This window comes from Nonomuraea sp. IBHARD001 (assembly GCF_056106265.1).
The window spans coordinates 8,838,606-8,859,262 of the sequence record NZ_JBWBBW010000002.1 but is presented as its reverse complement, the minus strand read 5'-3'; the positions used below and the strand labels follow the sequence as shown (position 1 = coordinate 8,859,262).

The 20,657-nt window shown below is 69.0% G+C and carries 14 protein-coding genes and 2 tRNA genes; 11 read left to right on the top strand and 5 right to left on the bottom strand.

Annotated elements, in window-relative coordinates:
• The 3 genes from ACTWNK_RS41745 to ACTWNK_RS41735 all read right to left on the bottom strand — a co-directional run bounded on the left by ACTWNK_RS41745 (position 1) and on the right by ACTWNK_RS41735 (position 1,354).
• Complete coding sequence (locus ACTWNK_RS41745) at positions 1–351, bottom strand: FAD-dependent monooxygenase (RefSeq protein WP_474311142.1); 351 nt, start codon at positions 349–351, stop codon at positions 1–3.
• Between the two features lie 206 nt (positions 352–557).
• Positions 558–908 carry a hypothetical protein gene (locus ACTWNK_RS41740; RefSeq protein WP_474310589.1) on the bottom strand — a complete coding sequence of 117 codons (351 nt, stop codon included), beginning with the start codon at positions 906–908 and terminating at the stop codon, positions 558–560.
• The gene (locus tag ACTWNK_RS41735) at positions 905–1,354 is read right to left on the bottom strand and encodes a hypothetical protein (RefSeq protein WP_474310588.1); all 450 of its coding nucleotides are present in this window, start codon (positions 1,352–1,354) and stop codon (positions 905–907) included. The genes ACTWNK_RS41740 and ACTWNK_RS41735 overlap by 4 nt, the downstream gene beginning before the upstream one ends.
• 172 nt (positions 1,355–1,526) lie before the next feature.
• On the opposite strand from ACTWNK_RS41735, the gene ACTWNK_RS41730 reads away from it, so the two are divergent.
• Positions 1,527–2,216, top strand: coding sequence for a serine integrase family protein (locus ACTWNK_RS41730; protein WP_474310587.1), 690 nt, complete (start codon positions 1,527–1,529; stop codon positions 2,214–2,216).
• On the opposite strand, the gene ACTWNK_RS41725 is transcribed toward ACTWNK_RS41730, so the two are convergent.
• A tRNA-Leu gene (locus tag ACTWNK_RS41725) sits at positions 2,198–2,283 on the bottom strand. The genes ACTWNK_RS41730 and ACTWNK_RS41725 overlap by 19 nt on opposite strands.
• A 143-nt stretch (positions 2,284–2,426) precedes the next feature.
• Between ACTWNK_RS41725 and ACTWNK_RS41720 the strand changes: the two genes are divergently transcribed.
• Both ACTWNK_RS41720 and ACTWNK_RS41715 read left to right on the top strand, forming a co-directional pair.
• Complete coding sequence (locus tag ACTWNK_RS41720; RefSeq protein ID WP_474310586.1) at positions 2,427–3,734, top strand: M20/M25/M40 family metallo-hydrolase; 1,308 nt, start codon at positions 2,427–2,429, stop codon at positions 3,732–3,734.
• A 2,491-nt stretch (positions 3,735–6,225) separates the two neighbouring features.
• Complete coding sequence (locus tag ACTWNK_RS41715) at positions 6,226–8,190, top strand: chaplin family protein (protein ID WP_474310585.1); 1,965 nt, start codon at positions 6,226–6,228, stop codon at positions 8,188–8,190.
• Positions 8,191–9,000: 810 nt separating this feature from the next.
• On the opposite strand, the gene ACTWNK_RS41710 is transcribed toward ACTWNK_RS41715, so the two are convergent.
• Positions 9,001–9,168 carry a DUF5703 family protein gene (locus tag ACTWNK_RS41710; protein ID WP_474311140.1) on the bottom strand — a complete coding sequence of 56 codons (168 nt, stop codon included), beginning with the start codon at positions 9,166–9,168 and terminating at the stop codon, positions 9,001–9,003.
• 197 nt (positions 9,169–9,365) lie between these two features.
• Between ACTWNK_RS41710 and topA the strand changes: the two genes are divergently transcribed.
• The 8 genes from topA (at position 9,366) to ACTWNK_RS41670 (ending at position 20,563) form a co-directional block, all read left to right on the top strand.
• Entirely contained in the window at positions 9,366–12,095 is a 2,730-nt protein-coding gene (topA, locus tag ACTWNK_RS41705) for a type I DNA topoisomerase (protein WP_474310583.1), read from the top strand.
• A 47-nt stretch (positions 12,096–12,142) separates the two neighbouring features.
• Positions 12,143–13,375 (top strand): metallophosphoesterase, encoded by a 1,233-nt coding sequence (locus tag ACTWNK_RS41700; protein WP_474310582.1) that lies wholly within the window; start codon positions 12,143–12,145, stop codon positions 13,373–13,375.
• A 164-nt stretch (positions 13,376–13,539) separates the two neighbouring features.
• A complete protein-coding gene (gene tmk / locus ACTWNK_RS41695; RefSeq protein WP_474310581.1) occupies positions 13,540–15,588 on the top strand; it encodes a dTMP kinase in 2,049 nt (682 codons plus the stop codon).
• A 21-nt stretch (positions 15,589–15,609) separates the two neighbouring features.
• On the top strand, positions 15,610–16,785 hold the full coding sequence (locus ACTWNK_RS41690; protein WP_474310580.1) for a DNA polymerase III subunit delta': 1,176 nt from the start codon (positions 15,610–15,612) through the stop codon (positions 16,783–16,785).
• A gap of 149 nt (positions 16,786–16,934) precedes the next feature.
• A complete protein-coding gene (locus ACTWNK_RS41685) occupies positions 16,935–17,783 on the top strand; it encodes a PSP1 domain-containing protein (RefSeq protein WP_474310578.1) in 849 nt (282 codons plus the stop codon).
• Between the two features lie 94 nt (positions 17,784–17,877).
• Positions 17,878–19,473, top strand: coding sequence for an alpha/beta hydrolase (locus ACTWNK_RS41680; RefSeq protein ID WP_474310576.1), 1,596 nt, complete (start codon positions 17,878–17,880; stop codon positions 19,471–19,473).
• Between the two features lie 57 nt (positions 19,474–19,530).
• Positions 19,531–19,604: transfer RNA gene (locus ACTWNK_RS41675), tRNA-Thr, on the top strand.
• Positions 19,605–19,999: 395 nt separating this feature from the next.
• Complete coding sequence (locus ACTWNK_RS41670; RefSeq protein WP_474310575.1) at positions 20,000–20,563, top strand: hypothetical protein; 564 nt, start codon at positions 20,000–20,002, stop codon at positions 20,561–20,563.
• The last annotated feature ends 94 nt before the right edge of the window (positions 20,564–20,657 follow it).

Sequence of the window (20,657 nt, the reverse complement as noted above, 5' to 3'; positions counted from 1 at the left end):
TCAGCCTTTGATGAAGCGGCGGGTCATGTACCGGCGCACCGGCGGCAACGAGGCCAGGCGCAGCGGGAGCAGGCTCAGCCACAGCACCAGGGAGTTGGCGGGGGCGTAAACACCTTTGACCCGGCGGCCGAGCTTCTGTTTCCGTTCCGCCTCGGGCCGGATGGCGGCCTCCCACGCGGCGAGTGCGGCCGGGAGGTCGCCGGGGTGGGCGGCCAGTTCGGCGCCGAGGCGGTCGGCACCGCCGACGGCCAGGGAGGAGCCGTATCCGGCGAACAGCGTCACGCACCAGGCCGCATCTCCGAGCAGCACCACCCGGCCCTTGCTCCACTGCGGGGCGACGACCTGGCTGATGGTGTCGTAGTAGACCGAGTCGGCCCGCGCCAGCCCGGCGAGCTTTCTGCGGATCAGGGCGATCCGAGCACTTGTTGAACCCGGGTGGTGGCTGCGTGGTCAGGGCCGGACACATGCTCAAGTAGGCAGGTCTTGTTGGGTGTCCGAGGTGGGCCGCGTCATCGATGTCATCAAAGAGTGCCCTCGATGCGTGGGTTCAGGGTCGACTAGCGGTTTCGTCGTTCGGATGCCTTGGGGTGGCCGGCGGCGACCTTGGTGAGCCAGATGGTCGTTTCGTCGTCGTCGATGGCGTACCAGACGCGTCCCCCGGAGGTGATCTCGTACTGCCACTGCTCCAGATCACGGTTGTCGTGCTTGACGGTGCCCAGCGATCCAGACAACGGATGCTGACGGTCATCGACCCGGCGCGGATCACCGGTGAGGTCCAACCAGCAGCAGCGGTCACAGTTACCAGGCACCTGGGCCCGTAGCTCCCGCCAGGCCTTCCAAGCCTTGGCGTTGGCGGCGCGTACGATCCATCCGGTAGGTCGGCGGATCTCCTCGCCCCGGCCACTCATTCGGCACTCTCAACCGACTGTCCGCCGCTGCCGTCGAACGGATTGGCCAGGTCACGGGCAATCTCAGGATCGCTCCAGGCCAGAGCGGTGGAAGTCCACGACCGGCGGGCTCGGGCGTAGGGCATCAGTTCCCCCGTGTCGGCTCCAGCCAGCAGATGAGCGAGGAGTTCACGAACACACTGGGGGCGCTCGTTCTCGGGCAGCCAGGTCAGCCACGGAAGGTCCTCGGCTATGGCCTCTTCCGCCAGGACTCGGTTGGCACGGGCGACGATGGTCATGGACCGGGCCAGCGTGAGAAGGGCGCCGCGAGCGGCCTGGTAGCGCTCGTCGCGGACCAGCCAGACGTTTTCGGCGTCCCGGCGCTCCAGGAGGACGTCTGCAGCGTCGAGCTCAGGGAAGACCTCGTTGCGGTCACGGGCCAGCGCGCTGAAAGGGAACGTCTTCATGGTTCCAGACTACCTCTCAAGTGCGTCACTAATGCAACACTAATGTTGAAGACTAAGGCGCATGATGGAGGAGGCCGCTATGTCACGGGCGGTATGAGGTGTTGCGAGGGATTCGCGTCATAGGGAGGTCAGATCCTCGTCGGCTGGGAGAGCGGCGAGGAGAGGCAGTGCCATGACGACTACACCCTCCGAACCACACCTCGACGGTTGGATCATGCAGGCACGTCGAGGAACCCGTCGGCGGCCGCCCGGGAGTCAGGAAGCCGAACCCGGTCTGCGGTTCGCGTTCTACGGCCTGACCTCGACCAAACGGCTCCAGGACCGGTGGACCTCGCGCGGCTGGCAGCAGGAAGTTGCCGCGGATCTGGTCGTGGGGCACGGACGGATCGTTCGGGGAGTTCTTCGACATCGGGGTGTCACGGCGGGAACGTCCTCAGGCATCGGAGCTGCTGGCGCTTGTCAGCGGCCAGGCCGCCCCATCGACGCGATCGTGGTCGGTGAGTACGAGCGGGCGTTCTTCGATGACCAACTTAACAAGCTGTTGCCTTGGCTGGAGGAGCACGGGGTTCAAGTGTGGCTGCCGGAGGTGGCCGGTCCGGTGGAGGTGGACAGCCCGATGCACCGGGTGCTGACGACGGTCCTGGGTGCTCAGTCCAAGCGCGAGGTCGTGCGTGCCGGGCACCGGGTGCTGGCGGCGATGCGGGTGCAGGCGGCCCAGCAGGGCAGGTACATGGGCGGGCGCCCGCCGTACGGCTACCGCCTGGTGGACGCGGAGGGTTGTCGCTGGAAAGCAAAAAGCCCGGTCCGTAGACCGAGCTTGACCCCGCATATGGGGTACTTGCGTGTCCGAGGGGGGACTTGAACCCCCACGCCCCGTAAAGGGCTCTAGCACCTCAAGCTAGCGCGTCTGCCTATTCCGCCACCCGGACTTGGTGCCTGCACGCGGGACCGTCATCCCGCGTCGGCGTGCCTAAGGTTAGCAAACTCTGAGGGGTGCGTCATACCGCTTAATGCGAGGCGGCCCGGCCGAAGGCAGGATGGGCGGTAAAGAGGATCAATCGAGGGAGCCGCCATGGCCGTGCTCAAGGGTGAGGACGAGGTCGTCGAGCTGTGTCGCGACCTGATCAGGATCGACTCCAGGAACGCGGGGGACAACGCGGGGCCCGGGGAGCGGGCGGTGGCGGAGTACGTGGCGGAGAAGCTGGCCGAGGTGGGGCTGCAGGCCAGGGTGCTGGAGTCGGACGCGCGGCGGGCGAACGTCGTCGCGCGGATCGAGGGCGAGGACTCCAGCAGGGGCGCGCTGCTGCTGCACGGCCATCTCGACGTCGTACCCTTCGACGCGCCCGACTGGACGTACCACCCGATGTCCGGCGAAGTGGCCGACGGATGTGTGTGGGGCCGGGGCGCGGTCGACATGAAGAACATGGACGCGATGATCCTGGCCGTCGTCAGGCAGCGCCTCGCCGAGGGCAGGAGGCCGCCGCGTGACGTCGTCCTGATGTTCACCGCGGACGAGGAGGCGGGCGGCACGTACGGCGCGCACTGGCTCGTCGACAAGCACCCCGAGGCGTTCGAAGGCGTGACGGAGGCGATCGGCGAGGTCGGCGGGTTCAGCGTGTCGATCGACGAGGCCACCAGGCTGTACCTGGTCGAGGCCGCGGAGAAGGGCATGGCCTGGATGCGCCTCACGGCCAAGGGCAGGGCCGGGCACGGCTCCATGCTCAACGACGACAACGCGGTGACCGAACTGGCCGAGGCCGTGGCCCGCATCGGACGCCACGAATGGCCGGTACGGCTGACGCCGACGGTGCGCACGTTCCTGCGTGAGACGTCGGACGCGCTGGGCGTGGAGTTCGACGAGGCCGACGCCGAGGCCACGGTCGCCAGGCTCGGGCCGCTGGCCAGGATGATCGGCGCGGTCCTGCGCAACACGGCGAACCCGACGATGCTCGAAGCGGGGTACAAGGCCAACGTCATCCCGCAGGCCGCGAGCGCCACCATCGACGGCAGGTTCCTGCCCGGCCTCGAGGAGGAGTTCTTCGCCACGATCGACACCCTCATCGGCCCGAACGTCAGCAGGGAGTTCATCCAGCACCACATCGCCCTGGAGGCCGCGTTCGAGGGCTCGCTCGTCGACGCGATGACCTCGGCCCTGCTGGAGGAGGACCCGGACGGCAGGGTCGTGCCGTACACGCTGTCCGGTGGCACCGACCTCAAGGCGTTCGACCGGCTGGGGATCAGGGGGTACGGCTTCGCGCCGCTGAAGTTGCCCGCCGATCTGGACTTCTCGGGGATGTTCCATGGGGTGGACGAGCGAGTCCCGACCGATTCGCTGGCATTTGGGGTACGGGTACTTGACCGGTTCCTGGATCGCTGCTGATTCCTTCGCGGAAAACACGTTGCGATGACGTGGAGTGCTGTTACGGTTACGGATCGTTGAGGGGTGAGTCCACGGACTGACCTCGGCGCAGAGGGCCGGGAGGCTCTCTGGAGGTCGGTTCTGGAGCTCGGGAGGTCACGTGGCACGCATGCCGGTGCGGCAGCAGGGGACATCGTCCCTTGCTGTTCGGCGCGTGCCCGTGGCCGTCTCCGAAGAGGGTGCGCTGACCACTCGGGCCGCTCGGATGGCGCGGTTCGCGGCCGGCACCCGGAAGGTTTTCGCACGAGCGTCCACGGTAGGCGGCCTGATGGCCGCCGGCTGGCTGCTCGCAGTGCTCTTCGGATTCCTAGGAGCCGCTCCGGCTGCCGCGGATCCCACCGCGGCGACAGGGGCCGACACCCCGGTGACCACCCATGACGCCATGGGGGCACACGACCCGGCGGAGCAAGGCGCCGATCACTCGGCGACCACCGCCGTAGCCCCGCAGGCATACGCCCGGCAGACGGGCGTCTCGCAGGCGGAGGCCGGTCCAGCCGACACACCGCAGGCAACCGCTCCAGGAGCGGCCGCCTGGCGAGATGTCGCTCCGCGGGAGGACGTCGCTCTTGCCGACGTTCCACAGGCGGACCTGCCCCATCCGGTCGTCTCTCCGGTCGCCGGCATCTCTCAGGTCGTCTCCGGGTCGCCTTCGGGCGACTTCCCCACGGCAGACGACGCCGTCTCGGCGACGGACAACGCCGAGGCAATGGCCGGGCGTGGTGTAGACGGGCTGACCAGCCAGTCGAAGCCCGGCGTCCCAGCACCTTCCACCGCCAGCGACATGGGCGCCAATGGCTTGGCGCCTGGCAGCGGTGGCAACGGCCCCTTCGGGCCAGGCATGGGGGACATCGCGAGGTCCTTCGACCCGCGTCTCACGGCACAGCGCGCCCCCCTGGCGCGCGTGCTGCCCCCGGTCGTCCGCACAGCGGCTGACGACCCGTCTTTCTCACCTGACTGACCCCGGCGAGTGGACCGGGCTCACCCTTCGAGGGTCGAGCAGGCTCGTCCATCAGGAGTCGAGCCACCGGTCGCGGAGCGCGGCCAGACCGGCCGCCTGTGGTTGACCCCCTGAGCAGGCCTCGCGTCCCAGTCGACGCGGGACCGAAGGAACCAGCTCCCCAGGCCTGACGCCCTCACCGGCGCCCGGCCGAAGGAACCGGCTCCCTACGGGATCAAGCCCCGGAGTCCGCGTCTCGATCGGCGCAGGTCGAAGGAGACCAGCCCCCAAGGTCCGTGTCCCAGGTGACGCGGGTCGAGGAAACCAAGCCCCATGGTCTGCGCCGCGAACCGGCGCGGACGGACGGAACCCAGCTCTCAGGTCTGCGCACTACCAGCGACAGATCAACGGCTACAGCGGCTCCCGTCGGACTGTGACTTACCGGCACAGACCGATGGCGCCACGCCCCAAGGCCTGCGACTTACCGGCGCAGACCGCAGGGGCCGGGGTTCCGAGGTTCGCGTCAGTACGGCGCCGGCCGCTGGGGACGAGGTTCCGAGATCCGCGACGCGGGGACGCCGACCGGCAGGGCTAGAGTCCCGAGACCGGCGACGTCGTGACGTGGGCCGAAAGGGCGGGGTTCTCAAGGCCGCGGCTTACCGGCGCGGACCGTAGGGGCGGGTTCCCGACCATGGGGGACAGGTTCCCGAAGCTTCCCGAGTCCGCAGCTGACCGGCCGATTGGCTGACCGGTCATCCGATCATCGGACCAACCGGCGACGAAGCCGGTGAGGCCGATGAAGCTGGCGAGGCCGGCCGCACCGGTCGCCGGGTAACCGGCAGATCGGCGTGGCTCATCAGGGCAGACGCACTCCCGAACACCGCGGCCAAGCGGCGCAGGCTGAGAAATCCGCAGCCGAACGGCGCAGGCTGCCAAGGCGAAGCTCCCGGTCCCGTGGCCTACCGGCTCGGGCCCGCGGAGCAGGCCTTGGGGCCGCAGGACACGGAGTACCCCAACCACAGGACAGCCCACGAGACACAGAGCAAGAGCTCACCTCAGGCCCCAGGCAGGGGATCAGTGGCTCGCCTCAGATTCAAGACCACGAGGCGGAGATCTGAACCTCACCTCAGGCCACGAGGCGGAGAGCGGTAGCTCGTCTCAGGTCCGAGGCGCCCAGGAAAGGCCAGGAAGGCGACGTACGGGAAGTACGCGTCGTACCGGCTCTGGGGGTTGGCCAGCTGGTCCAGGAGTGGGACTCGTCGGACGCAGGCCGGAAGCACAGGCAGGCGCACGAGGACGTCGCACATCCGGAAAGCGTGGAGGCCGAGCGTACCCAGGAAGCCGGGCAACTGGTCCGGGGCCTGGTCGAACGCTTCGCGCGTGGGTGATTCGTCAGTCGTTTCCTTGGCTCGTACCGGCATCGAGGTCCCGCTGTGCGCGGATCAGGATCTCGCACGATCTCGGCGCCCGCGAGCTGTCAGGTATTCCCCCCAAGAACCACTAGGAGCATTCATCATGCGTACGTGGGCGAAGGCATCGGCCCCCGCGGCTCTGCTCGCGGTAGCGGTCATGTCTCTCGGCAGCGGCACCGCTGTCGCCGACACCTCGGGCAACTCTTCCGTCGGTGGCGGCAACCAGGTCAACCTGCCCATCTCCCTGCCGATCGACATCAGCGGCAACGCCGTGGGTGCGGCCGGCGAGTCGACCGCGGCCTCTGAGGGCGGCGCCTCGGTCGAGAACACCACCACCGGGGGCATCCCCGGCAAGACTTCCGGCGACAACAGCGTCCTCGGCGGCAACCAGGTCAACGCGCCGATCAGCGCTCCCGTCAACGCCTGTGGCAACGCGATCTCGCTGTTCGGCAGCTCCGACGCGGGCTGCAAGGGCGGCTCCTCCGTCAAGACGGCGGGCAAGGGCGGCGCGGGCGGCAACAAGACCAACGGCGACAGCAGCGTCCTCGGCGGCAACCAGGTGCTGGCCCCGATCAGCGCCCCGATCAACGCCTGCGGCAACGCGCTGGCCATCTTCGGCGACGCCACGGCCGGCTGCAAGGGCGGCTCGTCGGTCAAGAACACCGGCCTCGGCGCCGGCGGCAACACCACGTCGGGCAAGAACGCCGCTCTGGGCGGCAACCAGGTGATCGCGCCGATCAGCGGCCCGATCAACATCTGCGGCAACGCGATCGCGATCTTCGGCGAGGCGTTCTCCGGCTGCAAGGGCGGCTCCTCCGTCACCAACAACGGTGGCGGCAAGGGCGGCGGCGGTGACAAGGGCCCCGGCGGCGGACCCAAGCCCGGCTACCAGGCGGGCCCCGGCGGTTCCCAGGGCAACGACACCGACGGCCGCTTCGGCGCCGGTTCGGGCAACCAGGTGATCGCGCCGATCAGCCTGCCCATCACCGCCTGCGGCAACGCGGTCGGCAACGCGCCCGCCGGATGCAAGGGCGGCAGCTCGGTCGAGAACTCGGGCGGCGGCACCGGCGCCGGAGGCAACACCACGTCCGGCAAGTCCGGCGTGCTGGCAGGCAACCAGGTGGTCGCCCCGATCACCGCTCCGATCAACGTGTGCGGCAACGCGGTGGCCCTGGCGGGCGAGGCGTTCGCCGGGTGCAAGGGCGGCGTCGAGGTCAAGAACGGCGGCAAGGGCGCGGGCGGCAACTCCACGACCGGCCAGTCCGGAGTGGGCGCTGGCAACCAGGTCATCGCTCCGATCACCGCTCCGATCAACGCCTGCGGCAACGCCGTGGCCGCGCTCGGCCTGTCCGAGGCCAACTGCAAGGGCGGCGCGACCGTCAACCCCGAAGGGGGCGGCGTCGGCGGCGGTGGCAACACCACGTCCGGCAAGTCCGGCGTGCTGGCAGGCAACCAGGTGGTCGCCCCGATCACCGCTCCCGTCAACGTGTGCGGCAACGCGGTCGCCGTACTGGGTGACGCCGCCGCAGGCTGCCTGGGCGGCTCGCGGGTCGGCCCGCCGGTGGAGGAGCCGGGCGACGGCTACGACCACTGGACCCGTCCCAAGGGCAAGGTGAAGGGGTACAAGACCAGCGGCATGCTTCCCGCGCTGCCTGTCGTGCCCGCGATGGCCGGGCTGCAGGATGTGGGCAACGTCACCCAGCAGATGCGCGGCGCCGGGCTTCCCGCCCTGCCGGTCGTCGGCGACGTGACCCAGACGCTCGGCCTGCCGGCCCTGCCCGCGATGCCCGGCCTGCCCGGCTCGCCCGCGACCCCTGCCAAGCAGGGCAAGCACGCTCCCGCGAGCAGCCCCGTCTCGGCTCTCGCGCCCGCCACCCAGCTCGTCGCCTCGACCCCGGTCGGTGGCGCGCTGCCCGTCGGCGACCTCGGCCTGATGAGCGCCGCTCAGCCGGCCGGCGTCGCCGGTATGAACTCCAGCTCGCTGTTCGCGCTGGTACTCGGCGCCATGTTCGCCGCCTCGGCGACCCTGTTCGCCACCACCCGCCGGTTCGGGTTCGGCAAGAAGTAAGCCCGAGTCAGACACCAGCAGGTCCATGAACGGCTCCGCCCGCAGCCAGTGGGTGTGTAGCTGAGGGGCTCCGTACTTCGGGGCCGAAAAATGAAGCTTCGTCCGATCAACATGGGATCGACCGGCAACCGCAGGCGATCCCGTGGGACGGAGCGAGAGAAAGCTTTGCCCGTTCTGGGGGCGCGGCCCAGGACGGGCAGAGCCATGTCCGAGCCGCGTCAGGGAACACCCCGCACCAGGGGCTACCCTCGAACGAGAGGCCCGGCCCCGAGCAGTACGACGGAGCTGGGACCAGAAGGGGCTGGAGCCGCGAGAGGCCGGAAGCAGGACCCGAGCCCGAGAGGCTGGGAATCGAGGCCGTGTCGAAGGTGTGGGGGCTTGCTGAGGGTGACGGGATTCGGACAGCCTGAGATCCTGCTTCGGGAGTGATCTCAGCGGATTCGCGCCATTCGGGACACGCCCGGACCAACACCCAGGCCGTCCCGAAACACCCCGCAAACCCGCAACAAACACCCCACAAACCCCTCGTGACACCCGCAGCGTTCCACGTGCCAGACCCGGAACAACGAGTACGCGACCCGGAACAACGAGCAGGACACGGCACCCGGACCGCCCATCTCGGGCATCCGCCGTACCAGGTTCGACCACGAGCGCGCACGCGCCCCAGCCATGGGCGGGTGGCACTGCGGCCGCGGTGTGCTCCGGAGGGCCCAAAAGGGACCCAAAAGTCGCACCAAAGCGCCCCCAAAGGCGCTCGACACACGACCGGATCCCCCCGAAAGGCGACCTGACAGACGAGACTGACTGCTGCTACATGGTTCGGACAACGCGTATGATCTTGCGGCGCAACCGCACGCGACGACTCCCGTCGGGATACAGTCGCAGGCGGTCCAGCTCCCACTGGCCATACTCGGCATGTTCGGTCAGCAGTTGCCTGGCGGCCTCTCGTGAGATGCCGCGAGGGATGTGGACTTCCATGTAGGAGTAGTCGGGCAAGGCGATTGGTCTCCGTGACGGTTTCGGGGGACGAGGTTTATTGTGCGTGCTTGTGGGTGGACCCGAAGGAGATCGGGTAACCCGCAGGGAAGGAATTCCCGCGAGTCGGGTTACCTTTCAAGTCTGTGCCGGATCCCGGCAGGGGGATACGTAGAGCGAACAGCGAGGTAGGAAGCAGCGTGCCAGCCAACAACGGCAGCGCCGGCGGAACCCGCCTGGTGATCGTCGAGTCGCCGACCAAGGCGAAGAAGATCGCTGAGTACCTCGGGCAAGGGTTCACGGTGGAGTCAAGCATCGGCCACATCAGGGATCTTCCCGTGAAGGCCGACGACATCCCGGAGAAGCACAAGGGTGCTCCGTGGGCCCGGCTCGGCGTCAACGTCGAGCACGAGTTCGAGCCCTTGTACGTCGTCAACGCCGACAAGAAGGCTCAGGTCAACAAGCTCAAGCAGCTGCTGAGGGACGCCGACGAGCTCTACCTCGCCACTGACGAGGACCGCGAGGGCGAGGCCATCGCGTGGCACCTGCAGGAGGTGCTCAAGCCCAAGGTGCCGGTGCACCGCATGGTCTTCCACGAGATCACCAAGCAGGCGATCAGGGACGCGGTGTCCAACCCGCGCGACCTCAACCTGCGCCTGGTCGACGCCCAGGAGACGCGCCGCATCCTCGACCGCCTCTACGGCTACGAGGTCAGCCCGGTCCTGTGGAAGAAGGTCAAGCCGGGCCTGTCGGCCGGCCGGGTGCAGTCGGTCGCGACCAGGCTGGTCGTCGAGCGCGAACGCGAGCGCCTGGCCTTCACCGCCGCCCACTACTGGGATCTGGCGGCCCTGTTCGACACCGGCAAGGCGGGCGAGACGCCCCGCGACTTCACCGCCACGCTGACCACGATCGACGGCAGGCGGGTGGCGCAGGGCCGCGACTTCAACAGCTCGGGCGTGCTCAAGAACGACGCCCTGCACCTGTCGGAGGCCGCGGCGGGCGAGCTGGCCACACGTCTTCGCGGCTCGGCCTACGCGGTCAAGTCCGTCGAGCGCAAGCCGTACACACGTAAGCCCTACGCGCCCTTCCGCACGACGACGTTGCAGCAGGAGGCCAGCAGGAAGCTGGGGTTCTCCGCGAAGTACACGATGCAGGTGGCGCAGCGGCTCTACGAGAACGGCTTCATCACCTACATGCGTACCGACAGCATCACGCTGTCGGACGTCGCCGTGGCCGCGGCCAGGTCCCAGGCGATCAAGCTGTACGGCTCGGCGTACGTCCCGGACAAGCCGCGCGTCTATGCCAGCAAGGTGAAGAACGCGCAGGAGGCGCACGAGGCGATCCGCCCCTCGGGCGAGGAGTTCCGCACGCCGGGCGAGACCGGGCTGAGCGGCGACATGTTCCGCCTGTACGAGCTGATCTGGCAGCGCACGGTCTCCTCGCAGATGAAGGACGCCGTCGGCGAGTCGGTCACGGTCAAGGTGGCGGGGGAGTCGTCGAGCGGCGAGCGGGTGGAGTTCAGCGCCTCCGGCCGCACGATCACCTTCCACGGCTTCCTCAAGGCCTACGTCGAGGGCGCGGACGACCCGTCGAGCGACCGCGACGACCAGGAGAAGCGCCTGCCGAACCTGGAGGAGAACGACCGTCTCGACCTGACCAGGCTGGATGTGTCGGGCCACTCGACCAAGGCTCCGGCGCGCTACACCGAGGCTTCGCTGATCAAGGAGCTCGAGGACCGCGAGATCGGGCGGCCCTCGACGTACTCCTCCATCATCGGAACGATCCTGGACCGGGGCTACGTCTTCAAGAAGGGCACCGCGCTGGTGCCCTCGTTCCTGGCGTTCGCCGTGGTGAACCTGCTGGAGCAGCATTTCGGCAACCTGGTCGACTACGACTTCACCGCCGACATGGAGAAGGTCCTCGACGACATCGCCAACGACCGCGCCGAGCGGGTGCCGGAGCTCCGGCGCTTCTACTTCGGCGAGGACGGCGACGAGGGCCTGAAGGAGATGGTCACCGACCTCGGCGAGATCGACGCCAAGGAGATCAGCTCGTTCCCGATCCGCGGCTCCGACATCATGATCCGCGTCGGCCGCTACGGGCCCTACCTCGACCGCGACGGCGCCAGGGTCAACGTCCCCGAGGACATGACGCCGGACGAGCTGACCGCGGAGAAGGCCGAGGAGCTGTTCTCGCGCCCGACGGGCGACAGGGAGCTCGGCACCGACCCGGTGACCGGCCACAAGATCGTCGCCAAGGACGGCCGTTTCGGCCCGTACGTGACCGAGGTCCTGCCCGAGGACCCGCCCGCCGACCCGGCCGCGCCGAAGAAGCGCACCAAGAAGGCGGAGGCGGCCAAGCCGCGCACCGGCTCGCTGTTCAAGACCATGTCGCTGGACACGGTCACGCTGGAGGACGCGCTGAAGCTGCTGGCGCTGCCGAGGGTCGTGGGCGAGCTCGACGGCGAGCAGGTCACGGCGCAGAACGGCCGGTTCGGCCCCTACGTCAAGAAGGGCACCGACTCCCGCTCGCTCGCCTCCGAGGACGAGATGTTCACGGTGACGATCGAGCAGGCCAAGGAGCTGTTCTCGCAGCCGAAGGCCAGGGGCAGGGGCCGGGCCGCCGCCGCGCCCCCGCTGCGTGAGCTGGGCGACGACCCCAACTCCAAGAAGCCGGTCGTGGTGAAGGAGGGCCGCTTCGGGCCCTATGTCACCGACGGCGAGACCAACGCCTCCCTGCGCAAGGGCGACGCGGTCGAGGACATCACGATCGAGCGGGCGGCCGAGCTGCTCGCCGAGCGACGCGAACGCGCTCCTGCGCCGAAGAAGCCCGCCGCCAAGAAGCCGGCCGCCGCCAAGAAGGCGACCACGACGAAGGCGGCCACCGCGAAGACGACGACGTCGCGCAGCAAGACGAGCACCACATCCTGAGAACGATCTCAGCTCGCGCCGACCACTCCGGCTCATAGGCTGTCGGAGTGGTCGGATTCGTGAGCGTGATGCTCGCCCTCGTCGTCGCCCTGCACCTGTACCTCTGGCATCGCCTGGTCCGCTCGACGACCGGGCGAGGGCGGGCCAGGCGGGTGCTGACCTGGGTCATGGTCGTGCTGGCCGTGCTGGTCCCCGTGACGCTGCTGGGTTCGCGCGACGAGCGCCTGCACTGGCTGGCCTGGCCGGGGTTCATGTGGGTGGCGGTCATGTTCTATCTGGTGGTCTTCCTGGTGGTGCTGGAGATCCCCAGGGCGGTGGCGAACCTGGTGCTGCGCCGTACCTCCAGGCGTAAGGCGGAGGCGGCCGTGCCGGTGCCGGTGCTGGTGCCGCAGGCGGGGGAGCCGGTGGCCGAGAGCCTGCCGGAGGCGCCGGTGGACCTGGTCTCGCGCAGGCTGTTCCTCAATCGCACGCTGGCGACGGCGGCGGGTGTGGGGGCGCTGGCCACGGTGGGGTCGGGCATTCCGACCGCGCTGGGCGATCCGGTGCTGGAGTCGGTGCGGGTGAAGCTGCCCAGGCTCGACCCGAGGCTCGCCGGTCTGCGGTTCGCGGTCGTGAGCGACATCCACCTGGGCCCGCTGACCGGCAAGGAACACGCGGCCCGCATCGTACGGATGATCAACGAGGTCGAGGCCGACGTGGTGGCGATCGTCGGCGACCTGGTCGACGGCACGGTGGCCGAGCTCGGCCCGCTGGCCAGGCCGCTGCGCGGGCTGGAGTCGCGCTACGGCGCGTACTTCGTGACCGGCAACCACGAGTACTACACCGCCAACGGCCCCGCCGAGTGGATCGAGGAGCTCGGCGACCTGGGCGTGCGCTCGCTGGCCAACGAACGCGTTGAGATCAGGCACAACGGCGCCGTGCTCGACCTGGCCGGGGTCAACGACATCGGCGGCGTGGAGTTCGGCCAGGGCCCCGACTTCGCCAGGGCGCTCGGCGGCCGCGACACCACCCGCTCGACCGTCCTGCTGGCCCACCAGCCCGTCCAGGTACGGCAGGCGGCCGAGTTCGGCGTCGACCTGCAGCTGTCGGGGCACACGCACGGCGGGCAGATGGTGCCGTTCAATCTGGTGGTGCCCTTCCAGCAGCCGGTGGTGGCGGGCCTCGGCACGGTGGACGACGTCCAGGTGTACGTCACGAGGGGCGCGGGGTTCTGGGGACCGCCCGTGCGTGTGGGCGCACCGCCTGAGATCACTGTGCTGGAGCTGACTCCAGGGAGCTGAGGGGAAAGCGCAGGCTCCACCTGCCTGTTTCGGGGGGCCTATTCGCCGGGTGAACCCTGCGCGGAGGAGGTCCGGACGTATACCCTCAGGCGACGAGGAGCCGGGCATTTCCGGCTAACTTCGCCGCCCTCCCTGTCGAGCGAGCATCTGGATACGCTGAAACTATGACCACGCCTGGCCGTCGCAAACCCGCACATGTGCTGGCTAACGCCCCCTTCCGCAGGCTGTGGACGGCCATGTCGGTGTGCAGTCTGGGCGACTGGCTCAATATTCTCGCCCTGACCGCCTTCGCGGGGAACCTCACCGCGGGCTCCGGATACCAGGCGCAGTCGCTGGCCATCGGCGGCGTCTTCGTCGCCAAGATGTTGCCTGCCATCCTGCTCGGGCCGCTCGCGGGCGCGTTCGCCGACCGGTTCGACCGGCGTATCACCATGGTCGTCGCCGACGTCTCCAGGTTCGCGCTGGTGCTGTCGATCCCGCTGGTCGGCAGCTACCAGTGGGTGATCATCGCGACCTTCCTGGTCGAGTGCGTGAACCTGTTCTGGGTCCCGGCCAAGGACGCCACCGTGCCGAACCTGGTGCCGAGGGAGCGTCTCGAAGAGGCCAACCAGCTCAACCTGCTGGTCACCTACGGCACCGCGCCGATCGCCGCCCTGCTGTTCGCCGTGCTGTCGCTCACCGGCGAACTGTTGCGCAGCGTGCTGCCCGTGCTCGCGGGCACCGACTCCACCGATCTCGCGCTGGTCGTCAACGCGCTGGCCTATGCCGTCTCCGCGGTCCTCATCTTCACGCTGCGCGACATCCCCAAGCGCAGCGCGCCCTCGGTCGCCACGCCCTCGGTGATCAAGCAGATCCTCGAAGGCTGGCGCTTCGTCGGCGGCAACAGACTGATCCGCGGGCTGGTCATCGGCATGCTGGGCGCCTTCGCCGCCGGAGGCACGGTCGTCGGCGTCGCCAAGATCTACGTGGTCGCGCTGGGCGGCGGCGACGCGGCCTACGGCGTCGTGTTCGGTGCGGTGTTCGTCGGCATGGCGATGGGCATGTTCTTCGGGCTCAGGCTGCTGCGCGAGCTGTCGAGGCGGCGGCTGTTCGGCCTGTCGATCGTCGTGGCCGGTGTCGTGCTCGCCGCCATCGCACTCGTGCACAACCTGGTGATCGTCGTCCTGCTCACCGCCGTGCTCGGCGCGTGTGCGGGCATCGCCTGGATCATCGGCTACACGCTGATCGGGCTAGAGGTCGACGACTCGTTGCGTGGCCGTACGTTCTCCTTCCTGCAGTCGACGGCCAGGGTCGTGCTGCTGCTCGTGGTGGCGGTGGCCAACCCGCTGGCCGGACTGTTCGGCAGTCATCCGATCGCGTTCGGCAGCGCGGTCTACCGGTTCGACGGGTCGAACTTCGTGCTGCTGCTCGGCGGTGTGCTCGCGGCCGCCGTGGGTCTGCTGGCCCTGCGTCAGATGGACGACCGCAAGGGCGTGCCGCTGGCCACCGACCTGTACTCCGCGCTGCGCGGTCAGCGGTTCGTGCCGGAGACGCCCGAGCAGGCCAGGGGCGTGTTCATCGCACTCGAAGGCGGCGAAGGGTCGGGCAAGACGACCCAGTCGAGGCTGCTGGCCATCTGGCTGCGCGACCAGGGCTTCGACGTCGTGCAGACGCGTGAGCCCGGCTCGACCAAGGTCGGCATGCGGCTGCGCGCGATCCTGCTCGACGCCGCGCAGGCCGGGCTCTCGGCCAGGTCGGAGGCCCTGCTCTATGCCGCCGACCGCGCCGAGCACGTCGAGAAGGTCATCCTGCCCGCCCTGTACCGGGGCTCGATGGTGATCTCCGACCGCTATGTCGACTCCTCGCTCGCCTACCAGGGCGCCGGGCGTGCGCTCGACCCCGAGGACGTCTCCAAGGTCAACGCCTGGGCGACCGGCGGGCTCGTACCCGATCTGACGATCCTCATCGACACCCCGCCGTCGATCGGGCTGACCAGGCTGGGCGGGGCCGCCGACCGGATCGAGTCCGAGCCGGTGGAGTTCCACGAGCGGGTGCGCAAGGAGTTCCGCGCGCTGGCCTCGGCCGCGCCCGAGCGCTACCTGGTCGTCGACGGCACGCTGGCGCAGGAGGAGATCTCCCGCCTCATCCAGGACCGGGCGCGCGACATCCTGCCCGACCCCGTGCCGACCGAGTCCGAAGACGTGACCGGCACGATCCCGGCGATCCGCGACTAGCCCTGCGTGTAGGTTGGCGTGGTGGGTGTCTTCGACGATCTCGTAGGTCAGGACCAGGCCGCCGGCGTGCTCTCCCGCGCCGCGGGCGCCGCCGCCGAGGTCGTCGCTGGCGGCAGGGGCACCGGCATGACGCACGCCTGGCTGTTCACCGGCCCGCCGGGCTCCGGGCGCGAGGAGGCGGCCAGGGCGTTCGCCTCGGCGCTGCTGTGCCCCGACGGCGGCTGCGGGCACTGCGACCAGTGCCACCAGGTGGCCATCGGCTCGCATCCCGACCTGGAGGCCGTACGCCCCCAGGGCCTGTCCTACAGCGTCAAGCAGACCCGTGAGCTCATCCTGCGCGCGGCCGGGGCGCCGACGATGGGCCGTTGGCGTGTGATGCTGTTCGAGGACGCCGACCGGGCCACGGAGGCCGCGGCCAACGCGCTGCTCAAGGCCGTCGAGGAGCCCGCGCCCAAGACCGTGTGGCTGCTGTGCTCGCCCTCGCCCGACGACATGATGATCACCATCAGGTCGCGCTGCCGTGTCGTCACGCTGGCCACGCCGTCGACCGAGGCCGTGGCGCACGTGCTGGCCACGCGCGACTCCATCCCGTGGGACATGGCCGCCTTCGCCGCGCGTGCCGCACAGGGGCACATCAGCAGGGCGCGCAAGCTCGCACTCGACCCCTCGGTCAGGGCGCGCCGCGAGGCCGTGCTGGGCATCCCGCGCTCGCTGACCGGCGTCGGCGAGTGCATCACGGCGGCCGAGCACCTCGTCAAGACCGCCGAGGAGGAGGCCGCGTCGGCCACGGCCGCGCTCAACGAGAGCGAGACCACCGACCTGCGCCGCCTGTACGGCGAGGGCTCCACCGGCAAGGGGCTCAACCGGGGCCTGGTCAGAGGCGGAGCGGGCGCGCTGAAGGAGCTGGAGGACCGGCAGAAGTCGCGTGCCACCAGGATCAAGCGCGACTCCCTCGACGGCGCCCTGCTCGAACTCGTCGCCTTCTACCGCGACGTCCTGGCCATGCAGTTCGGCGCGGCCGTCGAACTGGCCAACGACGATCACCGCTTCGACCTGGACTCGCTGGCCAAGGCCTCGACGCCGGAGGAGACGCTGCGGCGCATCGACACGATCATGCAGTGCCGTGAGCGGCTCGCGGCGAACGTCAATCCGCAGATCGCGGTCGAGGCGATGATGCTGGGCCTGCGCCGCCCCTGATTCTCCGTGGCAGGTGTGGCGATGGCCCTGTCCAGGGAATGGAGGAGCGAAGACAGCTGCTGGTGCCTCTCACGATCGGCACGCGCCTACGCGTAGGGTGAGGGACGCAGGCCGGAAGACCCCCGAGGCCAGGAGGCGAGCGCGAGCCCATGGGAATGATCATGGCCGTGAGCTTCACCCGTTATGGGCGGCTCTACTACCTGGATCCCGGAGGGCACACCCCCAAGGTCGGGGACAAGGTGCTCGTTCCCACCGATTCCGGCCCTGAGGTCGCCGAGTGCGTATGGGCGCCGCAATGGAGCAGCGAGGACATCGAAGGCCTGCCGGTCTGCTCGGGCATGGCGCAGGAGGAGCATCTCGGCCGCGACGAGAGCAACAAACGCCGCAGGGCCGAGGCGCGCAGTGTGTCCAAACGGCTGATCAGGCGGCACACGCTGCCGATGAAGGTGGTCGGCGTCGACTACCTCGACGCCGACAACATCTACACCGTGTACTTCTCCGCGCCGCACCGCGTCGACTTCCGCGCGCTCGTCCGCGACCTGGCGCGCAACCTGCGGGCGAGGGTGGAGCTCAGGCAGATCGGCCCACGCGACGAGGCCAGACTGCAGGGCGGCATCGGTCCCTGCGGCCGTGACCTGTGCTGTGCGACGTTCCTGAAGGACTTCGAGCCCGTCTCCGTACGCATGGCCAAGGACCAGGACCTGCCGGTCAACCCGCTGCGCATCGCGGGGGCGTGCGGGCGGTTGATGTGCTGCCTGAAGTACGAGCACCCGCTGTACGTCGAGACGCACAACCGCATGCCCAAGGTCGGCTCGCGGGTCGGCACCCCCGAGGGCGACGGCACGGTGCTCAGCCGCAACGTGCCCTCCGACTCCCTCACCGTGCGGCTCGACGAGGGCGGTCGCCGCTGCGCCTGCCCATCGGCGTCGGTCTGCGCGCCGCGCAAGCAGCACGACAAGATGTACGGTGCCGAGGAGGAGGAGCCCGGCACCGCCTGATCTCCACCATTCTCGCCGTACTCCGGGCGACGGGCCGAAGCCAGGACTTACGATTCGACCCGTCGGGAACGGGCGGAGCGGGAGCGAGGTCGGCGTGACACGGTGGCAGGTGGCGATGGGCCTGACGCTCTGCCTGGCCATGACGGGCTGCGCGGGCACGCAGGAGCCGCACGCGACGACCGGTCAGAGCAAGGCCTGGGGCACCGCGGGGCCGCTCACGCCGCCCGTCGCGGACGTGCCGCTGCCGGAGCCGTCCGCGGGCGAGTCGCGGCGCCCGTCGCAGGATGCCGAAGGCTCGCTCGACGCCTACTACGACCAGCGCCTGGACTGGGACGACTGCGGCGACGGCTTCCAGTGCGCCAAGCTCAAGGTCCCGCTCGACTACGAGCGCCCCGAAGGCCGGCAGATCCGCATCAGCGTCATCCGGCTGAAGGCGGCGGGGCCCGGCTCGCGGCGGGGCTCCATACTGATCAACCCGGGCGGGCCAGGCGGTTCCGGCATCGGCTATGGCAGGGCCGCCCGTACCGTGCTCAGCAGTGCGATCAGGGCCCGCTACGACGTCGTGGGCTTCGACCCGAGGGGCGTGGGCGAGTCCTCGCCGGTCGAATGCCTCGACGACGACGCGCTCGACGCCTTTCTCGCCGTGGACGCCACGCCTGACACGCCCGGCGAGGTGGACGAGCTCGAAGCCGCCTCGCGCCGCTTCGCCGCCGGGTGCGAGGAGCACTCGGCCGAGCTCCTGCCGCATGTCGGCACCGCCGACGCCGCCCGCGACATGGACGTGCTGCGGGCCGCGCTCGGCGACGACAAGCTCACCTACCTGGGCAAGTCCTACGGCACGTACCTGGGCGCGCACTACGCCCAGCTCTTTCCCGCCAAGGTCGGCGCCCTCGTGCTCGACGGCGCCGTCGACCCGGCGATGAGCCGCGCCGCCCAGAACCAGACCCAGGCCGAAGGCTTCCAGACCGCCTTCCTGGCCTACGCGCGGCACTGCTTCGCCCAGGCCGCCTGTCCGTTCACCAGTCGCACGCCCGAAGGCGCCCAGGCCGAACTCGTCGCCCTGCTCCGGCGCGTGGACGTCACGCCCCTGCGCGGCTCGCGTCCGGTGACCGAGGCGCTGGCCACGATCGGGGCGTTGTACCCGCTGTACGACCGCAGCGCCTGGCCGATCCTCACCGACGCGCTCGCCGAGGCCAAGAAGGGCGAAGGCCGTACGTTGCTCAGCCTCGCCGACCAGCTGTTCGGCCGTTCGCCCGGCGGGGCCTACACCAACCAGACCGAGGCCAACATGGCCGTGAACTGCGTCGACAGCCCCTACCCCGCCACCGTCCCCGCCTTCACCAAGGCCGCCGCCACCGCCGAGAGCGCCGCACCCGGCTTCGGCGCGTACATCATGTGGAGCTCCCTGCCCTGCGCCTTCTGGCCCGCCCCCGTCGCGCCGTCCGACCCGCTGACAGCCTCGGGCGCCGGCCCGATCCTGGTCGTCGGCACCCTGCGCGACCCTGCGACGCCGTACGTGTGGGCCGAGGCCCTGGCCGAGCAGCTGGAGTCCGGCGTGCTGCTCGGCCTGGACGGCGACGGCCACACGGCGTATCGCGCCGGGTCCAACTGCGTCGACTCCGCCGTGGACGCGTACATCCTGGAGGGCATGGTCCCCGGCGAGGGGACACTGTGTGCCGACATCCAGTGATCTGGAGGAGCGAGAACCCCTCGATTACCTGTAGACTGCTGCAAGCCATACGGCAACGCCGCCTTAGCTCAGTCGGCCAGAGCACTTCACTCGTAATGAAGGGGTCTCGGGTTCGAATCCCGAAGGCGGCTCGTGGCTGGAAGCCCCTCAAGGGATCACCTTGAGGGGCTTCTGCGTGTTCGGGGTGAGAGCGTCGTCGCCGCGCTGATGCTCTCCGGACGACTGTGGTCCGTCTGAAGGAAAGGTGCTGCTTGCACGGCCTTGTCGATCGAGGAATACTTGCGGCAGCGGTAAGCGACTTTGCAGGTGACCTTCCGTTTTTCGCCTTCACTGTTGTGTCAGGAGTAGCCGAATGGGCGGCCCTGCTAAAGGTAAGCGGTCTAGGAAGCGGAGTGCTTTAGGTAAAGGTGCTTTAGGTAAAGCGCCCATTCCGCCCGTCGTTCAGCCTCTGCCCAGCCAGAGTGGTAGTGGGCCTCAGCGGCCGCAATGGCTTTCGAAGCCCAGTTGGCAGGGAATCGGAGCCCTGGTGGGCATACTTGGCATAGGTGTCACCATCCTGATTGCGATCCTGCAGGGCGCGCCCGAAACGGGGACGCCGAGGCGGAATCCCATTGCTGCGAATTTGACGCACGGCACTTCTGTGGTTTTCGAGATCGATGGTGACCATGTCATCTCCGGCGGCAAGAAGAGTCCGGAGAAGCGTCCGCTGCTTAGCATCCTGACTCCTGGTGCCGATACGCCGGAGACGAAATGGGTGCTCTGGGATTGGGACGAGGACGGTGACTTCTTAATTGAAGCAGGGTATACCGACGAATATGTAGTGGATTTCGATGTGACAGGATCGGACGTCTCCATCGTCAGGCAGCCGGATGGGCTGCATGGGACGGACGGTCTTGAAAATAGTCAGCACTGGATCTTTAGGCCGGTCTCGGGCAGATCTGGATTCTTTTCCCTGAGGCCCAAAGTGGAACCCGATCTCTGCCTGACCGAATTTGCCCTGGATCGGCCACTCAGGCTGGCTGAATGTCAAGGGAGCGAAGGTGAGCTCCGTACTCAGCAATGGCGCATAAGACAGCCGTATGAGGAATAGCGTTGCGGCCGGAGGAGTCTTGCGATCGGAGGACGAACGGCCGAAGAGATGTGACGACCGGCTTGGGCATTGGCAGACAGCTCGGCTGGTGCTT

Excerpts from the sequence above, each read along its gene's own strand:
- ACTWNK_RS41740 (WP_474310589.1), bottom strand. The coding sequence starts at position 908 with ATGAGTGGCCGGGGCGAGGAGATCCGCCGACCTACCGGATGGATCGTA.
- ACTWNK_RS41735 (WP_474310588.1), bottom strand. The coding sequence starts at position 1,354 with ATGAAGACGTTCCCTTTCAGCGCGCTGGCCCGTGACCGCAACGAGGTC.
- ACTWNK_RS41730 (WP_474310587.1), top strand. The coding sequence starts at position 1,527 with ATGACGACTACACCCTCCGAACCACACCTCGACGGTTGGATCATGCAG.
- ACTWNK_RS41720 (WP_474310586.1), top strand. The coding sequence starts at position 2,427 with ATGGCCGTGCTCAAGGGTGAGGACGAGGTCGTCGAGCTGTGTCGCGAC.
- ACTWNK_RS41715 (WP_474310585.1), top strand. The coding sequence starts at position 6,226 with ATGCGTACGTGGGCGAAGGCATCGGCCCCCGCGGCTCTGCTCGCGGTA.
- ACTWNK_RS41710 (WP_474311140.1), bottom strand. The coding sequence starts at position 9,168 with ATGGAAGTCCACATCCCTCGCGGCATCTCACGAGAGGCCGCCAGGCAA.
- tmk (WP_474310581.1), top strand. The coding sequence starts at position 13,540 with ATGACCACGCCTGGCCGTCGCAAACCCGCACATGTGCTGGCTAACGCC.
- ACTWNK_RS41685 (WP_474310578.1), top strand. The coding sequence starts at position 16,935 with ATGGGAATGATCATGGCCGTGAGCTTCACCCGTTATGGGCGGCTCTAC.